The organism is Variovorax sp. 05L425 (assembly GCF_056397705.1).
The window spans coordinates 58,733-75,542 of record NZ_JBFTNY010000029.1 but is presented as its reverse complement, the minus strand read 5'-3'; the positions used below and the strand labels follow the sequence as shown (position 1 = coordinate 75,542).

General features: G+C 63.3%; 17 protein-coding genes and 1 pseudogene. 5 read left to right on the top strand and 13 right to left on the bottom strand.

The annotated features are described in order from the left end of the window. Nucleotides 1–446 precede the first annotated feature (446 nt). From AC1DN9_RS25865 to AC1DN9_RS25845, 5 genes and pseudogenes are all read right to left on the bottom strand, one after another. Nucleotides 447–965, bottom strand: coding sequence for a hypothetical protein (locus AC1DN9_RS25865; protein ID WP_478104751.1), 519 nt, complete (start codon nucleotides 963–965; stop codon nucleotides 447–449). 40 nt (nucleotides 966–1,005) lie between these two features. Continuing rightward, nucleotides 1,006–2,576 (bottom strand): annotated as a pseudogene (tnpC, locus tag AC1DN9_RS25860) (IS66 family transposase). 82 nt (nucleotides 2,577–2,658) lie between these two features. Beyond that, nucleotides 2,659–2,952: an IS66 family insertion sequence element accessory protein TnpB gene (gene tnpB, locus AC1DN9_RS25855; protein WP_478104750.1), complete on the bottom strand. Its 294-nt coding sequence runs from the start codon at nucleotides 2,950–2,952 to the stop codon at nucleotides 2,659–2,661. A 52-nt stretch (nucleotides 2,953–3,004) separates the two neighbouring features. Beyond that, a complete protein-coding gene (gene tnpA, locus AC1DN9_RS25850; protein WP_478104749.1) occupies nucleotides 3,005–3,391 on the bottom strand; it encodes an IS66-like element accessory protein TnpA in 387 nt (128 codons plus the stop codon). A gap of 45 nt (nucleotides 3,392–3,436) precedes the next feature. Further along, on the bottom strand, nucleotides 3,437–3,709 hold the full coding sequence (locus AC1DN9_RS25845; RefSeq protein WP_478104747.1) for a hypothetical protein: 273 nt from the start codon (nucleotides 3,707–3,709) through the stop codon (nucleotides 3,437–3,439). A gap of 245 nt (nucleotides 3,710–3,954) precedes the next feature. Here AC1DN9_RS25845 and AC1DN9_RS25840 point away from each other — a divergent pair, with 245 nt between their 5' ends. Then, complete coding sequence (locus tag AC1DN9_RS25840) at nucleotides 3,955–4,836, top strand: esterase/lipase family protein (protein WP_478104746.1); 882 nt, start codon at nucleotides 3,955–3,957, stop codon at nucleotides 4,834–4,836. Nucleotides 4,837–4,865: 29 nt separating this feature from the next. On the opposite strand, the gene phhA is transcribed toward AC1DN9_RS25840, so the two are convergent. The 3 genes from phhA to hppD are packed head-to-tail and all read right to left on the bottom strand — an operon-like array spanning nucleotide 4,866 to nucleotide 7,720. Continuing rightward, nucleotides 4,866–5,744 carry a phenylalanine 4-monooxygenase gene (phhA, locus tag AC1DN9_RS25835; protein WP_478104745.1) on the bottom strand — a complete coding sequence of 293 codons (879 nt, stop codon included), beginning with the start codon at nucleotides 5,742–5,744 and terminating at the stop codon, nucleotides 4,866–4,868. Nucleotides 5,745–5,763: 19 nt separating this feature from the next. Further along, a complete protein-coding gene (locus AC1DN9_RS25830) occupies nucleotides 5,764–6,564 on the bottom strand; it encodes a transporter substrate-binding domain-containing protein (protein ID WP_478104743.1) in 801 nt (266 codons plus the stop codon). A gap of 28 nt (nucleotides 6,565–6,592) precedes the next feature. Beyond that, nucleotides 6,593–7,720, bottom strand: coding sequence for a 4-hydroxyphenylpyruvate dioxygenase (gene hppD, locus AC1DN9_RS25825; RefSeq protein ID WP_478104742.1), 1,128 nt, complete (start codon nucleotides 7,718–7,720; stop codon nucleotides 6,593–6,595). Nucleotides 7,721–7,875: 155 nt separating this feature from the next. Between hppD and AC1DN9_RS25820 the strand changes: the two genes are divergently transcribed. The 4 genes from AC1DN9_RS25820 to lnt all read left to right on the top strand — a co-directional run bounded on the left by AC1DN9_RS25820 (nucleotide 7,876) and on the right by lnt (nucleotide 11,710). Further along, the gene (locus AC1DN9_RS25820; RefSeq protein WP_478104740.1) at nucleotides 7,876–8,349 is read left to right on the top strand and encodes an Lrp/AsnC family transcriptional regulator; all 474 of its coding nucleotides are present in this window, start codon (nucleotides 7,876–7,878) and stop codon (nucleotides 8,347–8,349) included. A 110-nt stretch (nucleotides 8,350–8,459) separates the two neighbouring features. After that, nucleotides 8,460–9,185 carry an N-acetyltransferase family protein gene (locus tag AC1DN9_RS25815; RefSeq protein WP_478104738.1) on the top strand — a complete coding sequence of 242 codons (726 nt, stop codon included), beginning with the start codon at nucleotides 8,460–8,462 and terminating at the stop codon, nucleotides 9,183–9,185. Nucleotides 9,186–9,260: 75 nt separating this feature from the next. Continuing rightward, nucleotides 9,261–10,139 carry an HlyC/CorC family transporter gene (locus AC1DN9_RS25810; protein ID WP_478104737.1) on the top strand — a complete coding sequence of 293 codons (879 nt, stop codon included), beginning with the start codon at nucleotides 9,261–9,263 and terminating at the stop codon, nucleotides 10,137–10,139. Continuing rightward, entirely contained in the window at nucleotides 10,136–11,710 is a 1,575-nt protein-coding gene (gene lnt / locus AC1DN9_RS25805; RefSeq protein ID WP_478104736.1) for an apolipoprotein N-acyltransferase, read from the top strand. Before AC1DN9_RS25810 ends, lnt begins: the two co-directional genes overlap by 4 nt. Here the strand turns inward: lnt and AC1DN9_RS25800 are convergent. From AC1DN9_RS25800 to AC1DN9_RS25780, 5 genes are all read right to left on the bottom strand, one after another. Further along, nucleotides 11,700–13,058, bottom strand: a complete 1,359-nt coding sequence (locus tag AC1DN9_RS25800; RefSeq protein WP_478104734.1) for an FAD-binding oxidoreductase — start codon at nucleotides 13,056–13,058, stop codon at nucleotides 11,700–11,702. The two genes, lnt and AC1DN9_RS25800, sit on opposite strands and share 11 nt — an antisense overlap. Nucleotides 13,059–13,064: 6 nt before the next feature. After that, on the bottom strand, nucleotides 13,065–13,859 hold the full coding sequence (locus tag AC1DN9_RS25795) for an ABC transporter permease (RefSeq protein WP_478104754.1): 795 nt from the start codon (nucleotides 13,857–13,859) through the stop codon (nucleotides 13,065–13,067). Nucleotides 13,860–13,978: 119 nt separating this feature from the next. Then, complete coding sequence (locus AC1DN9_RS25790; RefSeq protein ID WP_478104733.1) at nucleotides 13,979–14,815, bottom strand: ABC transporter ATP-binding protein; 837 nt, start codon at nucleotides 14,813–14,815, stop codon at nucleotides 13,979–13,981. 36 nt (nucleotides 14,816–14,851) lie between these two features. Further along, nucleotides 14,852–15,847: an ABC transporter substrate-binding protein gene (locus AC1DN9_RS25785; RefSeq protein ID WP_478104732.1), complete on the bottom strand. Its 996-nt coding sequence runs from the start codon at nucleotides 15,845–15,847 to the stop codon at nucleotides 14,852–14,854. Between the two features lie 61 nt (nucleotides 15,848–15,908). After that, entirely contained in the window at nucleotides 15,909–16,784 is an 876-nt protein-coding gene (locus AC1DN9_RS25780) for a creatininase family protein (RefSeq protein WP_478104730.1), read from the bottom strand. Nucleotides 16,785–16,810 lie beyond the last annotated feature (26 nt).

The window sequence follows — 16,810 nt, the reverse complement described above, 5'->3', positions numbered from 1 at the left end:
ACAGTGAAACGCCTCAGCGCCGATGATAGTGCGGGTTCCCGTGTGAAAGTAGGTCATCGTCAGGCTCTTACAGCCCCAAAAAGCCCAGCCCTATCAGGCTGGGCTTTTTGCGTTTCCAAACACCAAAGCGCAACACACGTCAGAACGGTGTTCTGGCTAATAGGATCCTGCAATTGCAGTAGCCAAGAGCTGGAGATGGTCGTGTCCCCCCCCGCGGGCGGCGCCATTGGACCATTGGAAGCAACTTATTCGGAATCTCTTACGATTATTCCGCCTGCAACAGGCTTTCCTGCGCTGCCCCCAGATTTCATAGCATTTCGATTTAGAGCCCAGGTGCGCTGCCCCCTAGTTCTAGAGTCCGATCAACCCGGAGATGGAGCTCGAACTGCTGAAGAAGTGTAAGTGTGGGCTCAGCACCCTCTTGACGGCCGTCTGATCGATGGCAATCAGATGTCGAGCACGTGGCGAAGCATGTGGAACGGCACGCGCCATGAGTGACCGTCGCCGGTGTCGACGGTGGCCGTTCTCTGGTTGATGCGAACGACGGTGCCCACCTGGGGTTGAAGGTACTTGTCGTCGAACGAGACCTTCTCACCGCCGCGGAAGTCACTGCGAGAGGCTTTGATCGGTGGAGGTTTCGGCGGTGCTGCGGTCGCTGTCGGCTGCGCAGTTGCGGTCGGCGGTTCGACAGCCGTATAGGGAAGCTTCCACTCGCGCCGCGTCCCTTCCTCATGCAGCGTGACCTGCGTGTCCTTCATCGCCACGACCTTGCCGTTGCGCATCTGACCGTCGCGCCAGTCGAGGAAGCGCACGGTCTGCCCCAGGTTCATGTTCGTGCGCACCGCGATGATCCGTCGCGGATCGGCCAAGAGGCGCTCGATGATGGTGCTCAGCTTGAACAGCTCCAGGCTGCTCGCGCGGTTGAGTGCATCGATCAGCTTCGGGTCGGTGCCTTGCAGGTTCACTCTCGTCTTCCTTCGTTTGCGCAGCTTGGTCGCGTGGGGTTCAGGCTGCCAGTCGTTGCTCAATGTGGTGTCCGCCGATGTTCCACGGGAGCAACTCGTCGATGCGGTTGATGGGATGGTCGGCGATGCGTGCGAGCACATCGCGCAGGTACGCCTGCGGATCGAGCCCGTTCAGCTTGGCCGTCTCCACCAGACTGTAGATCGCCGCGGCCCGCTCGCCTCCGGCATCCGAGCCCATGAAGAGGTAGTTGGACCTTCCAAGGGCCACGCCACGCAAGGCGCGTTCGGCGGCGTTGTTATCGATCTCGATGCGGCCATCGTCACGGTAGCGGGTCAGCGATGTCCAGCGCGTCAGCGAGTAGCCGATCGCCTTGGCTAGTTCCGACTTCTTCGACACCTTGCCCAGCATGCTCGCGAGCCAGGCACGTAGTTCTTCGAGCAACGGCCCGGCGCGGGCTTGTCTCACCTGGCGTCTCACGTCAGGCGGCTGACCGCGGATCTGGGCTTCGATCGCGTACAGCGCCGCAATGCGTTGCAGCGCCTGTTCGGCGATCGAGCCGGGCACGAAGCCCTGGCTCTCATGCAGATCCCAGAACGGCCGACGCGCGTGAGCCCAACAAGATGCTTCGACGACCTGCCCGCTTGCGTAGATCTTGCCGTACCCACCGTAGGCATCGGCTTGAAGGATGCCGCTGTAGTTTGCGAGATGCGCCTGCGGGTGCTCGCCCTTGCGGTTGGGCGAGTAGCGATACCAGGCTGCAGGCGGCTCTGTGTTTGCGGCCGGCCGGTCGTCGCGCACGTACACCCACAGCCGACCGGTCTTGGTGCGCCCCGACCGGGATCGAGCACGGCCACCGGCGTGTCATCGGCATGCACCTTCTCGCCGGCCAGCACGTAGCGTCCGAGCGCGGCCACCAGCGGGTCGAACAGCTTCTCGCTCTGGCCCACCCAACCAGCCATCGTCGAGCAGTCGATGACGACGCCATCGCGGCCATAGATGCGGCTCAGGCGATGCAAAGGGATGTGATCGCAGTACTTGGACACCAGCACGTTGGCCAGCAGCCCAGGGCCGGCCACGCCGCGTGCGATCGGTCGGCTGGGCGCAGGTGCCTGGAAGATCGCTTCGCAAGCAACGCACGCGAGCTTGGGCCGCACATGACGGATCACCTTGAAGCGTGAGGGCACGTACTCCAACTGCTCCGAGACGTCGTGTCCGATCAGGCGAAGACGACCGCCGCAGGCGGTGCAACCGCACGGTTGCCCATTGGCGTCATGGTGATCGGTACTCGCTTCTGACCGGTAGACCTGGGTCTCGCGCGGCAGATGGGCCGGAAGCTTGCGATCGATCTCAGGTGCGTTGGCTGCAGCGACCGCAACAGCGATCGGCGGCGCGTGTTCATACAGTGGTTCGCCTTCCAGAAGAGCGATTTGAGGGTCATCGAGCTGCTCGCTGGATGATCCGAACCGCGCCCGAAGGCTGCGCAGCAGTTGCAGCTTGAGCTTGTCGACCATGAGCTTGAGGAGCACCACTTCGGCATCTCTCTCCTCGACCACTCGCAGCCAACCTTCAACGGTGTGGGGCGTGGTGGAGTCGTTGGTCGGCGTCGTCACGTCCTCCACTGTGCCGCGCGCACGGCACGTCGAACATCGGTGCTACACCGGAGGATTCTTCATACAGTGGTGGCGCACTTGATTACGCTGCAAGCAACGGCTCATGCGTTCGCACCGGCATGCGCCAGTCGATGCCTTCGAGCAGCATCGAGAGTTGCGCCGGCGTGAGCGAGATGCCGCCAGACGTGGCCTGCGGCCAGACGAAGCGGCCGCGCTCGAGGCGCTTGGCCAGCAGCATCAATCCTTGCCCGTCAAACCACAGCACCTTCAAGAGGTCGCCGCGCTTGCCGCGGAAGACGAAGACGTGGCCGTAGAACGGGTTCGCTGTGAGTGCCGTCTGCACCATGGCGGCCAAGCCGTCGAAGCCCTTCCTCATGTCGGTGTGTGGCCCGCCACGATCCACACGCGCGTGTTCGAGGGAAGGCCAATCACGCGATGGCACCCAGCAGGCGCAGCACGCAGCGCACGCTGGCTTCGTCGACCGCACCGCGCAGTCGAACACGTGTGGCACCAACGTCAATCTCGATGACGCCGCTCGAAGGGCGCGGCGCAATGGCCTTGTTGGTCTTGGTGACGGGCTCCACCTGTACCGTCACCGGCAATAGCGTCGCAGGCGCTGCTTCCTCGACTGCCGGAGCCTCCTTGCGCAGGCGAAGCCGGCGCCAGTTGAACAGGAGGCTCGCATTGATGCCATGCTCTTGCGCGATGGCTGCGACCGACGCGCCAGGTTCGAGCCTGCGATCGACCAATTCCTGCTTGAGCTCTTCGCTGTGCCTGCGCCGGGTGTCCTTGGCCGAAGTGACTCGCTTGTCCATGTGTGCACGTACCGGTTAAATGCACACATCCAAGTGTGAGCACGATCAGGCGATCCTGCTCACACCCGCCAGATCTCGCCAGAGGGCCTTGAGGCCACGCTTACGAAGAAGCGACGCACCTGTCGGCGCCGATTGAGCTTTGACCCGCCGGGGGTCAATTTTCGGCCGGCGCCAACAGACAATGGCGGTCCCGCACGAATCGCTCAACTGGTGCTCGAGTTCACGCACCGTGTAGAGCGGGTTGACGTTGACGCAGTTATGTCCTGCTTTGAGCACCCTGCGCATCGTCGTCGGAAACTGCGGAACGTTGGCGAGCATGATCGCGTGCGTTCTGCGTCCAGGCCGCGTGCCTGCAGCCATACCCTGATCGTCTGCGATCAGTCGAACAGTTTTCCCAGGTCCCGATATTGCTCAGGATGGATTTCGTGCGGCCCGCCCATGGGTAGTTCTGTCGCACAGTGGTCTTCATGCGACCTCGTTTGGCGTGGATTGTCGAAGCCACCTCGGGCCTGTTGCCGGCCCTAGGGGCGATCGCCCTTGTCGCGCATGCGATAGTTGCGCCCATGATTGCCCGTCTACAGCGTTGGTTGGTGTTGGGGTGGCTCATCGTTACTATCCTGTGGACGACCGTTTGGTGGGCGCATTCGCCCGCCATCGCCATTGTTGGACTCTGTGTTTTGATCTTCGGCCATGCATGTTTCCTGGCTGCCGAATTCATCGCGAGCTATCGCGTGGGTGTGGCGGACTCGATTCCTCGGGCCAGCGCGATGCTGTACGTGACCGCTTGGTTCGCGGAATGTTGGGCTGCGCCGCGTGTCTTCTGCTGGCAGCAGCCTTTTCGATGGCGCTCGATCCCCGATAATTTGAGACCCGATCCACGCCGCGGCGCCGTCCTGGTCCATGGGTTCGTCTGTAACCGTGGCTTCTGGAACCCGTGGCTGCGCCAACTGCGCGCGAGTGGGCACGCTTTCGCCGCAGTCAATCTCGAGCCCGCCTTCGGCTCGATCGACAACTACGCGAAGATCGTCGATGAGGCGGTAGTCAGAGTAACCGCCGCCACCGGGCGTCCGCCTCTCCTGATCTGCCACAGCATGGGCGGCCTTGCGGCACGAGCCTGGCTACGTGATGCAGATGGCACTCGGGTGTATCGCATCGTCACGATTGCCACGCCACATCAAGGTACGTGGCTTGCTCGGTTCGGCCGCACGGCGAACGGCCGGGAGATGCGCATGGGCAGCGAGTGGCTGAAGAAGATCGACTGCGAACGAGCAAGCGCGCGGCAGGTGCCGTTCACATGTTGGCATTCGAACTGCGACAACATCGTCTTTCCGGCGTCGGTCGCCACGATGCCGGGAGCCGACAACCGCCTCGTTCCTGGGCGCGGTCATGTTGAGATGGCCTTTGACGAGCTCCTCAGGCGCAAAACCTTGGCTTTGCTCGATTGATCGCCAAGGCTCCACGTCGGGCCGCCTGTTCAGAGACTGATCTGAGTCTCGCCCGGCAGCAAAAGGCCGGCCTCGATATCCGGCTGGGTCTCCAGTTGGCGATACAGCGGCGTGAAGTCCGGTGCGGTGAGGTCGAATAACTGGGCGAAGCTTTCGATGACGAAATACGTGCTTTGATAGCTATCGATCTTGTAGCGCGATCGCATTGCGCGCAGCAGGTCGATTGGCAGGCGGCGCGGCGCCGCGCTTCGCACCGCATGCTGGAGTTCGCCCACTGAACTCAGGATGCCCGCACCGTAAGCGCGCAAGCCGTCTGGTTGGCGGATCAAGCCGAATTCCACCGTGTACCAATAGAGGCGTGCCAGCTTCTCTCCGGCACCGAGCTCGTGCGCCTTGATGCCGCCTTGACCATAGCGCTGGACGTAATCGGCAAAGGTGGGATCGAACAACATCGGGACGTGGCCGAACAGATCATGGAAGACATCGGGTTCGACGATGTAGTTGAACTCCTCGGGCTTGCGGATCCAGTCTGTCACCGGGAATTTCCGGTTGGCGAGCAGCGTGAAGAAGGGCAGTTCGGGGATCAGTCCCGGCACTGCGACGATCTCCCAGCGGGTCGCTTTGTACAGCCGCTCGTTGATCTCGTCGAAACGGGGAATGCGATCCTTGACGCCCAAAGAAGGCAGCGATGCGATGAACGCGTCGCAAGCCAGCCCTGGAAGCTGTGCAGCCTGGCGTTCGTAGAGTCGGCGGTACGTGTCGTGATCGGCCACCGTGTAGCTGGCCCAATCCTGCGGGCATGTGTAGTCGGCAAGGACTGCGCCCCCGCGCGAATAGTCGCCGCGCGGCGGACGCTCGGATTCGCCGTAGACGGCGGGCGCGACCAAAGTCGCAGTGGCGGGGTCCATGAAAAGCTCCATTGCTTGATTACTTGAGCCAGTGATCCGTCACCCGCTGAAACTCACCGCCAGCCACCGAAAGATGCAGCCACTGGTCGACGTAGGCCTTGAAGGCGACGTCGTCGCGCGGCAGCATCCAGGCCATCTCGCCGTACTGCAGGGGCTTGTCGGGGTTGATGGCGCACAGGCCGGGTTTGAGTTTCTGTTGCGTGATGGCTTCGGCCGATTCGGTCACGAAGACGTCTGCGCGATTGGCGAGGATCTCGTCGAAGATCGTCACGTTCTCGCCATGCTGCGTGAGCTTGGCGTTCTTGAAATTGGCGCGTGCGAAGCGCTCGTTGCTGCCGCCCGGATTGAAGATGACCCGCACTTCGGGCCGATCGATCTGGGCGACGGTCTGGTACTTGGCCGCGTCGGCGCAACGTGCGATCGGGGTCTTCCCGTTGACCATGTACGGCGCACTGAAGAAGGCGCGCTTCTGACGCTCGGTGGTCACCGAAACGCCGCCCACCGCGATATCGCATTTGCCGGCGGCGAGATCGGGCAACAGGTTGGCCCAGGTCGTCTTGATCCACTCCGGCTTGGCGTTGAGGCTGTTGCTGAATGCCGTCACCAGGTCAACGTCGATACCCTCGTAGCTTGCGTCCGTCTTCTGGAAGCTGAAGGGCTTGTAGTCACCCGGCGTGCAGACGCGGACAACGCCGGATTTCTGTACGGCATCGAGACGCGAGAGCGCATCGGCCTGTCGTGCAGGCATGGCGCACCCACCTAAGGTCAATGCCGCAGCCGCCATGCAGAGGGATGAACGAAGCGAAGACGTCAGGCGCATGCGAAGCTCCAGTAAAAGGTAGGAGCGTTTATTGTGCTGCGGCGAGTACGCCGCGCCGCATCTGATCGAGTTCGATGCTTTCGAACAAGGCCTTGAAATTGCCTTCACCGAATCCATCGTCGCCCTTGCGCTGGATGAACTCGAAGAAGATCGGCCCGAGTTGGTTTTCACTGAAGATCTGCAGCAGCAGCGCGCCCTTCTTGCCGTCGATCAGGATCTTGCGCTGCTTGAGCGCGGCCAGATCCTCGCCATGGCCCGGGATGCGCTTGTCGACCAGTTCGTAGTAGGTATCGATGGTGTCCAGCAGTTTGACGCCAGAGGCGCGCAATGCGTCGACCGAATGCGCCAGATCGCGCGAGCCCATCGCAATGTGCTGGATGCCTTCGCCGTGATAGCTGTCCAGGTACTCCTGGATCTGACCGGCCTTCTCGTTGCCTTCCTCGTTGATCGGGATGCGGATCTTGCCGCAGGGGCTGGTCATGGCCTTGCTCTTCACGCCGGTGACCTGTCCTTCGATGTCGAAGTAGCGGATTTCGCGGAAGTTGAAGAGTCGCTCGTAGAAGTCGGCCCATTCCTTCAGGCGCCCGCGATGCACGTTGTGCGTCAGGTGATCGATGTAGGTAAGTCCGTGGCCTTCCGGGGCGAGCGCCTCGACGGCAGTCAGGCCTGGCAGCGCTTCGAAGTCCACGTCGTAGAAGCCAATGTTGCCGATGTCGCCGGGCTGCGCGCCGTTCTTGCCGCGCCAGCGGTCGACGAAGTAGATCAGGCTGTCGCCGATCCCCTTGATGGCCGGGATGTTCAGCTCGCCCGGGCCGGCGCCCGGCGCGAATCCCCAGGCGCCGAGCGAAATCGCGCGCTCGTAGGCCGCTTTTGCATCCTGCACGCGGAACGCGATTGCACAGATGCTCGGGCCATGCTGGCGGGCAAAGCGCTGGGCAAACGAATCCGGCTCCGAGTTGATGATGAAGTTGATCGTGCCTTGGCGATACAGGAGTACGTTCTTGTGGCGGTGCTTGGCGATGGGCCGGAAGCCCATCTGCTCGAAGACTTTGCCCATCGCGGCCGGATCGGGGGCGGCATATTCGATGAATTCGAAGCCGTCGGTACCCATTGGGTTTTCCCAAGGCGTGAAGGCGGTGGTTTCGGCGGTGCTCATGGCGCTGTCTCCGGATAGGTTCGGGGAGGGGGATCAGTGTGTCGCTGCGAATTCGCTGCGTCCGTGTTGAACTGTAAGAGCGCGGGCGATCACGATTTCGGCGTTATTGCGCCTGCTCTTGCCATGTGGCGCAGGAAAACTGCAAAAATTGCAGAATGGACGCACTTGACAAGATCGATCGCCACATCCTGCGCACCCTTCAGACCGACGGGCGGGCTACCTATGACCAATTGGCAGAGCAGGTCAGCCTCTCTGCCAGCGCGGTGCTGCGCCGCGTCAAGCGCCTGGAAGAGGCGCGCGTCATCGACCGCTATGTCGCGCTGGTGAAGCCCGAAGCCGTGGGCCTGGGCCTGACTGCGTACCTGAACGTGCGCCTCGAGAAACACACGGAAAGCCACAAGCGGAACCCGATGGACTTGTTCCGGGCAAGCGTGCAAACTTGGCCGGAAGTCGTCGAGTGCGCCGCCTTGACCGGCGAAATGGACTACCTCCTACGCGTCGTCGTGGCGGACATGGCCCACTACAGCCGCTTCATCATGGACACCCTGCTCAAGCATCCCAGCGTGCAAGATTGCAAGACCAGTTTCGTGCTGGATCGCGTCAAGGCAACAACAGCGGTACCTGTTTGACAGGTAAGTGCACACATACTTTTCTCGGAATATTGGTACTTGTTCACCAAAGAGACGCCCAAGAGACTTTACGGCCTTGTGCATCTAGGGAAAACCCTTATATTTGATGAATGCATACCGCCAAGGCCCTCCTCAAAGCCTCACTCGGCGTCGGCTCGTTCTTGAAAGCGCCCATGGTTGAGGCGCAACCGCGGACGGCCACGTCTGCTCCAGTGATGGTGCCGATCCGTTCGATCGGTCCGCGCGAGCGCGATCGCATCGCGCAGCACTTGCTTGCACTCGGCCCGCACGATCGCTATTTGCGCTTCGGCTACGCGGCGTCCGATGAACAGATCCAACGCTATGTCGACAGCCTCGACTTCGAGCGCGACGACATCTTCGGCATCTACAACCGCCGTCTCGACCTGATCGCAATGGCCCATCTCGCATTTGCGCCTGCGGAACAGCAGCAGGATTGCGCCGAATTCGGCGTGTCGGTCGCCGAGCACGCGCGCGGCCGCGGCTACGGTGCGCGACTGTTCGAACGCGCCGTCGTGGCCGCCCGCAACGAAGGCGTGGGCATGTTGTTCATTCACGCGCTGAGCGAGAACGCCGCCATGCTGAAGATCGCGCGCAGCGCGGGCGCCTCAGTCGTGCGCAGCGGGTCGGAGTCCGAGGCGCATCTCGAATTGCCGCCGGCGACCTTCGACAGCCGCATGAGCGAAATCGCACTGCAGCACTACGCCCAAGTCGACTTCCAGCTCAAGACGCGCGCCAAGCAGTTCTGGGCCTTCCTCGCCGAACTGCAGGAAATCCGCAGCGGCGTGCGCGCCGCGCGCGATCGCTCCGCGCCCTGAATCGCCGATGGGCGTCCTTGGGGCGGGCGGTAGCTTTCCGTTATCCTTGCCATTCCCTAACTCTGCCCTCCTGCAGTGGCCGATCCTCACCCTGAACGCTCGCCCGCCGAACGCGAAGACAAGCGCAGCTTTTTCCAGAAGCTCGTCGAATTCATCAACCCCGGGCCCGACTCGCGCGACGAGCTGATCGAAACGCTTGCCGACGCCGAGGACAACGACGTCATCGGTGCCGAGTCGCGCGTGATGCTCGAAGGCGTGCTTCGCATGGCCGACATGACGGCCGGGGATGTGATGGTGGCTGCGCCCCGGATGGACCTCGTCAACATCGACGCGCCGTACGACGCGCTGCTGCATCTGGTCATCGACACGGCGCACTCGCGCTTTCCGGTCTATGAGGGCGAGAAGGAAAACATCATCGGCATCCTTCTGGCGAAGGACCTTCTCAAGCTCCAGCGTGCACCGGGCCTGAACATCCGTGCGCTGCTGCGTCCCGCGACCTTCGTGCCCGAGAGCAAGGGTTTGAACGATCTGCTTCGCGAGTTCCGCGGCAATCGCAACCATCTTGCCGTCGTGATCGACGAATTTGGTCGCGTGGCCGGCCTGATCACGATCGAGGACGTGCTCGAGCAGATCGTCGGCGAGATCGAGGACGAGTTCGATATTCCGGAAGACGAGGGCGACATCTTCGGCCTTGCGGATCACACCTACCGGGTGTCCGGCGACACACCGATCGAGCGCGTGGCGGAAGCCTTCGGCATCACCTTCGACGACGAGACGCAGAGCGAGGACTTCGACACGATCGGCGGACTGATCGCCCACGAGATGGGCCACGTACCCAAACGTGGCGAGCACTACGCGCTCGGCACCTTCGATTTCGTCGTCCTGCACACGAAGGGTGGCGCAGTGCGCTGGTTCAAGGTCTCGCCCAAGCGCGGCGAAGACGCGGCCGATTGAAAACGCTGGTTCGCGCGCTGGGCTTCGGGCTTGCGGGTCTCGCCCAGGCTGCCTCCATTGCTGCGCCGTGGGACGGCCAGCCGCTGTGGTGGCTTCAGCTGATCTCGCTGGCTGCGCTGGTGTGGCAACTGGATGCACTGCGTCCCGCCACCGGCAAGGACATCCCGTGGCGCAACGGCGCGGGTTACGGCTGGGTGTTCACGACCGCCTGGCTTTGCGGCACCTTCTGGTGGCTCTTCATTTCGATGCACACCTATGGCGGACTGGCAGCGCCGCTTGCCGCGACGGCTGTGTTCGCTCTTTCAGCCGCGTTGGCGCTGTACTACGTCCTGGCGTGCGCCTTGTTCGTGGCCTTCGCTCCGAAAAATTCTTTGGGTGCCGCTGCATTCTTCGCAGCAATGTGGACCCTCGCGGAGCTGTTGCGCGGCAGTTGGTTCACCGGCTTTCCATGGGGCGCCGGCGGCTATGCACACGTCGACGGGCCGCTCGCTGTCTATGCGCCATGGATCGGCGTATACGGCATTGGCGCTGTCGCGGCCGGCATCGCCGCGTTGACGGCATTGGCCTTCCGCCGCGCACGAGGGCGGCCTTTCGCCGTGGCAACCGGGATTGCGCTGGTCCTGCTTTGCGTCCCGGCGCTCATCAACGCAGTGCGCGGTGAGCCAGCCGATGATGCGGCCCGCTCGCATGGGCGCCTGAGGATTGCGCTGCTTCAGGGCAACATTCCTCAAGACGAAAAATTCATCCCCGGCGGCGGTGTCGCGACGGCCTTGCGTTGGTACGGCGATCAATTGCAGCGCGCCACGGCGCCGCTGGTGATCACGCCCGAAACCGCACTCCCGCTGTTGCCGTCGCAAATGCCGCCGGGTTACCTGGAGGCGATCGCGTCACGTTATGCGAGTGGCAATCAGGCGGCCATCGTGGGACTCCCATTGGGCGACGGCAACGTGTACAGCAATTCGGTGATCGGCTTTCGCCCCGGCGAAGCAAAGCCCTATCGCTACGACAAGCATCACCTCGTGCCCTTTGGCGAGTTCATCCCCGGCTTGTTCCGCTGGTTCACGAACATGATGAACATTCCCTTGGGCGACTTCCAAAGCGGCGGGCTCGCACAGGCGCCTTTCGTGTGGCAGGGCCAGCGCATCGCGCCCAACATCTGCTACGAGGATTTGTTCGGCGACGAGATCGGCGCGAACTTCCGCAACGAAGCCAACGCACCCACCATCCTGCTCAACGTGAGCAACATCGCATGGTTCGGCGATTCGATCGCGATCGACCAGCACTTGGCGATTTCCCGCATGCGGGCGCTCGAATTCCAGCGGCCGATGGTGCGGGCGACCAACACGGGCGCTACGGCTGTCATCGACCATCGCGGCCGCGTGACGCACCAGTTGCCGCGGTTGACCCGCGGCGTGCTGGAGGCCGAAGTCGAAGGCCGCGTCGGCATCACGCCCTACGCCTTCTGGGTGTCCCGCTTCGGACTCTGGCCGCTTTGGGGTCTTGCGCTGCTGGTCACCGTCGCGACACTGGTCTTGCGCCGCCGCGGCCAGGTGCATGACGTCAAGGCTTGACGGGCCAGTCGCGCAGCTTCCCCGGATTCAGCAGGCCCTGCGGGTCGAAGCGCTTCTTCATCTCGATGATCTCCGGCGGCAAGGCGCCGCCAGCCTTTCCATCCTCGACGATGAAGACGTGCGGGTTGTTGATGCGCACGCCGCGCTCGCGGTGCATGCGAATGATTTCATCGAGCCGCTCTTCCGTCGTGAAGCGCACGAGCTGCAGTGCGCTGCAGGTGATCCGCCCGTCGAGTCCGCGCAGGAACTCCACATGCATCAGCACTTCGCCGGCGAACAACTGCTCCATCGCGGTGATCTGCTGCACGTGCTGGCCGGGGACGAAGCTGCTCTGCAGGTAAGTCAGCGTCTTGTCGACCTTGAGCGCATGCAGCGTGGTGTGATTCCACGTGAATTCCATCAGCGTGCGATTGCTCTTTCGCACTTCCTCCGCGGTCTTTCGGTAGCTCATCGTGCCGCCGTGCGACGCCACCAGTTCCTGCAGCGTTTCCTCCGACGATTCGGCCACCAGTGACAGTACTGCGTGGCAACCCTTCGGCAGATGCTCGGCGAGTTGTGCGAGATGGTCGGGTACGGGGCTCGCAAAGAAGGCCACTTCTCGTTTGACGATGCCCGGCGCATGTGCGAGTGCATCCGCGAAGTTCAGCGCCTTGTTGAACGCATCGAAGACCACGAGGCTTTCGAGCCAAGGATGAGCCGGCGCGAGCGCCACTTCGAGTTCGAGTACCAGTCCATTGGTGCCCCACAGGTGGTGCATGTGCATGGCCTCGGCCCCGCGCAACTCGATGATCCGAGGATCGGGCTCGATCGTCATCGCGCGCAGCCCCATCACATTGCCCGGAGCGCCGAGCGGCCCGTAGTTGATCGAGCCCACGCCGCCAAAGCCACCACCGAACAGGCCGCCGAGTGTCGCGCTGCGATAGGTCGAGGGCATGCAGCGCAGTTCCTGCCCGGCGGCCTTGGTGAGTTTCTCGAGTTCGCCGAGCCGTATGCCGGCTTGCGCTCGCGCGACGCCCGGCTGCACCCATTGCACGGCGTTGTAGCTCGTCATGTCGAGCACCACGCCGCCTGCTAGCGGCGTGGTCTGCCCGTAGTTCCCGGTGCCGCTGCCACGGATAGTGATCGGCACGCCAAGGCGGGCGCAGGCGCTCACCAGTGCGCGGATTTCATCCTCGGTTCGCGGACGCACGACGGCATCCGCCCGCTTGTCTTTGAGTTGCCGATTGAGCACGGGGCTGAACCAGGCGAAGTCCTGCGACAGCCGCGCGATGCGGCCGGGGTCGGTGATCCAGTCCAGTTCGGGGAGTTCGAGGTGCAGTCGCTCGATCGGGGTCATGGGGGCATTCATCGAGAGTCAATCCTGGGAAAGTTCGCTGGCGTGCCAGGAGCCGAGCGCCAGTTTGGTGAGCCACGCCATCAGCACGAAGAGCACGACGCCGGTCAATGAAATCAACAGCAATGCGGCGAACATGCGCGGGATGTTGAGCTGGAAGCCCGACTGCAGGATCTGGTAAGCCAGCCCGGCGCCCTGTCCCCCCGTGCCCGCGACGAACTCCGCCACCACGGCGCCGATCAGCGCAAGGCCGCTGGAGATCCGCAGGCCGCCGAAGAAGTACGGCAGCGCGCTCGGGATGCGAAGCCGCACCAGTTGCTGCCAGCGCGTGGCATGGTTCAGCTTGAAGTAGCTCTGCAGATCGGGCTCGATGCTGCGCAGGCCGAGCGTGGTGTTGCTGATGATGGGAAACAGGGCCACCAGCGCCGCGCACACCACCATGGCGGCTGTCGGGTTCTTGACCCAGATGATGATGAGTGGCGCCACCGCGACGATCGGCGTCACCTGCAGAAGCACCGCGTACGGAAAGAGGGCGGTCTCGATCAACTTGCTCTGCACGAAGAGGAAGGAGATCAACACACCCGCGATCGTCGCCACTGCGAAGGACAGCACCGTGATCTTGAGCGTGACCAGCAGCGCCATGCCCAGCGGCACCCAGTCGGTGATCAGCGTTTGCATCATCAGATAGGGCGATGGCACCAGGTAGGGCGGCAGTTCCATCGCGGTGACCAGACCTTGCCAGATGGCGACCAGCACCATCCCGACCAGCAGGGGGTAAGCGACGCGCTGGACGCGCGGCCGTTCCAGGAGCGGCATTCGCTTCACGCGTGGCTCGATCGGGGTTTGCGGGATGGGGCGCTTCCTTGCGGCCATCGGAGATGCGTGACTCGACGGACCCTGCGAAGCGGGCTTCGGACTCGTGGGGGCGAGCGCGCTCATGCAGCCACCTCGTCGGTTGCGCTGCTCGCCCGCAGCAGACTGTCCTGCAACTTCTTGGCGTAGCGGCTGAATTGCGGCGAGACCATGAAGTCGGCGGTGCGCGGATAGGGCTCGGCGATCTGGAATTCCTCCACCACGCGGCCGGGCCGGGCCGCCATCATGATCACGCGGGACGAGAGAAACACCGCCTCGTGGATCGAGTGCGTGACGAAGATCACCGTCAGCTTCTTCTCGCGCCACAGGTCGAGCAACTCGGCATCGAGCTTGTGGCGCGTGATTTCGTCGAGCGCGCCGAAGGGCTCGTCCATCAACAGCAGATCGGGCTGGGTCACCAGGCCGCGAGCGATCGATACGCGCATCTGCATGCCGCCGGACAGCGCACGCGGCAATGCGGAGGCGAACTTGTCCAGGCCCACCAGTTCGAGCGCTTCCGCGACCCGCGAATCGGCCTCTTTCCGGGGCACGCCGGCCAAGTCGAGCGGCAGCCGCACATTGGTGCGCACGCTGGCCCACGGCATCAGCGTGGGCGACTGGAACACGAAGGCCATCCGGCGGCCGCTCTCGTCGATCTGCGCCACCGGCTTGCGCCAGACACGCAGTCGGCCGTCGGTCGGGTCCAGCATTCCGGCCACCATCTTCAGCAGCGTGCTCTTGCCGCAGCCCGACGGGCCGAGCAGAGTGACGAATTCGCCTTCAGCGATGGTCAGGTCGACAGGGAGCAACGCTTGCGTGCCGTTCGGATAAGTCTTCTCGGCCGACAACACTTCGACCGCCGGGATTGCAGAAGTAGGTCGCAGTGGCAGCGTGTAGTCGGCGGATTCGTATTGAGTCATCAGAGCCTTTCGAGGGAGGCCGAGGCCTCCGGTGTTTCAGGGCAGAACCTTCGCGTCCTTCACGAACTCGGTGGTGTAGGTCTTGGCGATGTCAACCTTGGCGGGATCGAGCAGCTTGGCCGTGACCAGGAAGTCGTAGCTCGCCTTGGTGCGTGCATCGGTGATCACGCCGATGCCTTGCGTCGCCGCGTCGCCGCCGGTCACCATGCCCATCTCCTTGAGCTTGGCCACGCTGTAGGCCAGCTGGTCGTCGGTCATGTTGGGGTTGTCTTTCTTGATCAACGCGTTGGCCGGCGCCGGATCGGTGAGATAGCTCTTCCAGCCCTCGGCCGATGCCTTCACGAAGGCTGCGACCTGCTTGCCGCGTTCCTTGACCGTCTTGTCCATGCACGACACGGTGGTCGCATAGGACGGGAAGCCAAAGTCGCTGAACATCAGTACCGTGCTCTTCACTCCCGCCTTCTGGATCGCATAGGGCTCGGAGGTGAGGTAGCCCTGCTGCGCCGCGTTCTTGTCGGCGACGAAGGGCTGGATGTTGAAGGTGTAGGGCCGCGTCTGTTCGTCGGTGAAGCCGAACTTCGCCTTCAGCCAAGGCCAGTAGCCGCGATTGGCCTGCGCACCGATCAGCAGCGTCTTGCCCTTGAGGTCCTCGAACTTCTTGACGTCGTCGTGCGCGATCAGCACCTGCGGATCCTTCTGGAAGAAGGCCGCGACGTTGACCACCGGCACGCCGCCTTCGCGCACCTGCATCATCTGGATGTCGCTCGATCCCATGATGCAGTCGGCCTGGCCGGCCGCCATCATCTGCGTGATGTTGACCTGCGGGCCACCCATCTTGATCGTCACGTCCAGGCCGTACTTCTTGTAGATGCCCTGCGCGACCGCCTGGTAGAAGCCGCCATGTTCGGCCTGCGCGTACCAGTTGGTCATGTAGATGAACTTGTCCTCCGCGTGGGCGGGAGCGGTCGCGGCGACGGCGAGCGTGGCTGCTGCGGCAAGACGGCCGAGAAGTGGAGCGAAGTGTTGGCGCATGGTGAAGACCTTGGGATGGAGAAAATTGGAAATTGCGGCGGACCGGTGCAAGGAGCGCGCCTCAGTCCGTGAGGCCGGAGAGGGCCTGTCGCGTCTGGATGAAACCCTGTTCGTGGCCGCGTCCCCAGGTGGGTTCGTCGCGCACGACCCAGCGCAGCGCGAACAGCTCGGTCAGCGCCTGAACCCAGCTGTCGGCCAAGGTGTCGAGGATCTCCTCGCCCTGTTCGCGCGTGGCGCTGGTGGGGTCGCCGATCACGCCGCTGGGACCGAAGTCGCGCGCGGTCCAGGCGCAGGCCGGCCGGCCGTCGGGCGATAGCAGCTTGATCGGGAAGGGCGGCGGAAAGTTGGCGGCGGCATATTCCATGTGCACCGTATCGGGCGCGAGCGCGAGCATCAGCGCGGTCTCGGAGTGGCCGGCGTGCATGGCGAGGCGCTTTTCCTGCTCGCTGACCTGCTTGCTTGCCGCGCTCGGCAGGCGCGACACGCCATGCGGCACGACGACAAAATCGCCATGCCGCAGCCGCAGTTCGCGCGCCGCCATTTCAAGCACCTGCGGCTGGCCTCCGTGTCCATTGGCGAAGAGCAGCTTGCGAAAGCCCGAGCGGTAGACGGACTCGCCGATCTCGATCACTGTCGACAGCAGCGTCGTGCCGGTCAGCGTCATCGTGCCGGGGAAGTGCAGGTGCTCTTCCGACTTGCCATAGGTGATGGTCGGCAATGCAAAGGCTCGCACTTCGGGCGGAAGTCGTTCGAGCGCCTTGCCCATCACGCCGGAGGAGATGACGCTGTCGACCGAGCAAGGCAGGTGCGGTCCGTGCTGCTCGATCGCGCCGCAGGGCAGCACGATCACGGTGTTTTCACGATCGGGCAGCGCGTCGATTTCGGTCCAGCTCAGGTAGGGCAGGAAGCGATGGGGCGGGATGTAGCCGTGGAGCATGGTGAGGTCCTGTGAATGGGGAGGCG

Coding starts and splice junctions, on each gene's coding strand:
- tnpB (WP_478104750.1), bottom strand. CDS start 2,952: ATGAGGAAGGGCTTCGACGGCTTGGCCGCCATGGTGCAGACGGCACTC.
- tnpA (WP_478104749.1), bottom strand. CDS start 3,391: ATGGACAAGCGAGTCACTTCGGCCAAGGACACCCGGCGCAGGCACAGC.
- AC1DN9_RS25845 (WP_478104747.1), bottom strand. CDS start 3,709: ATGCTCGCCAACGTTCCGCAGTTTCCGACGACGATGCGCAGGGTGCTC.
- AC1DN9_RS25840 (WP_478104746.1), top strand. CDS start 3,955: ATGATTGCCCGTCTACAGCGTTGGTTGGTGTTGGGGTGGCTCATCGTT.
- phhA (WP_478104745.1), bottom strand. CDS start 5,744: ATGGACCCCGCCACTGCGACTTTGGTCGCGCCCGCCGTCTACGGCGAA.
- AC1DN9_RS25830 (WP_478104743.1), bottom strand. CDS start 6,564: ATGCGCCTGACGTCTTCGCTTCGTTCATCCCTCTGCATGGCGGCTGCG.
- hppD (WP_478104742.1), bottom strand. CDS start 7,720: ATGAGCACCGCCGAAACCACCGCCTTCACGCCTTGGGAAAACCCAATG.
- AC1DN9_RS25820 (WP_478104740.1), top strand. CDS start 7,876: ATGGACGCACTTGACAAGATCGATCGCCACATCCTGCGCACCCTTCAG.
- AC1DN9_RS25815 (WP_478104738.1), top strand. CDS start 8,460: ATGCATACCGCCAAGGCCCTCCTCAAAGCCTCACTCGGCGTCGGCTCG.
- AC1DN9_RS25800 (WP_478104734.1), bottom strand. CDS start 13,058: ATGAATGCCCCCATGACCCCGATCGAGCGACTGCACCTCGAACTCCCC.
- AC1DN9_RS25795 (WP_478104754.1), bottom strand. CDS start 13,859: ATGCCGCTCCTGGAACGGCCGCGCGTCCAGCGCGTCGCTTACCCCCTG.
- AC1DN9_RS25790 (WP_478104733.1), bottom strand. CDS start 14,815: ATGACTCAATACGAATCCGCCGACTACACGCTGCCACTGCGACCTACT.
- AC1DN9_RS25785 (WP_478104732.1), bottom strand. CDS start 15,847: ATGCGCCAACACTTCGCTCCACTTCTCGGCCGTCTTGCCGCAGCAGCC.
- AC1DN9_RS25780 (WP_478104730.1), bottom strand. CDS start 16,784: ATGCTCCACGGCTACATCCCGCCCCATCGCTTCCTGCCCTACCTGAGC.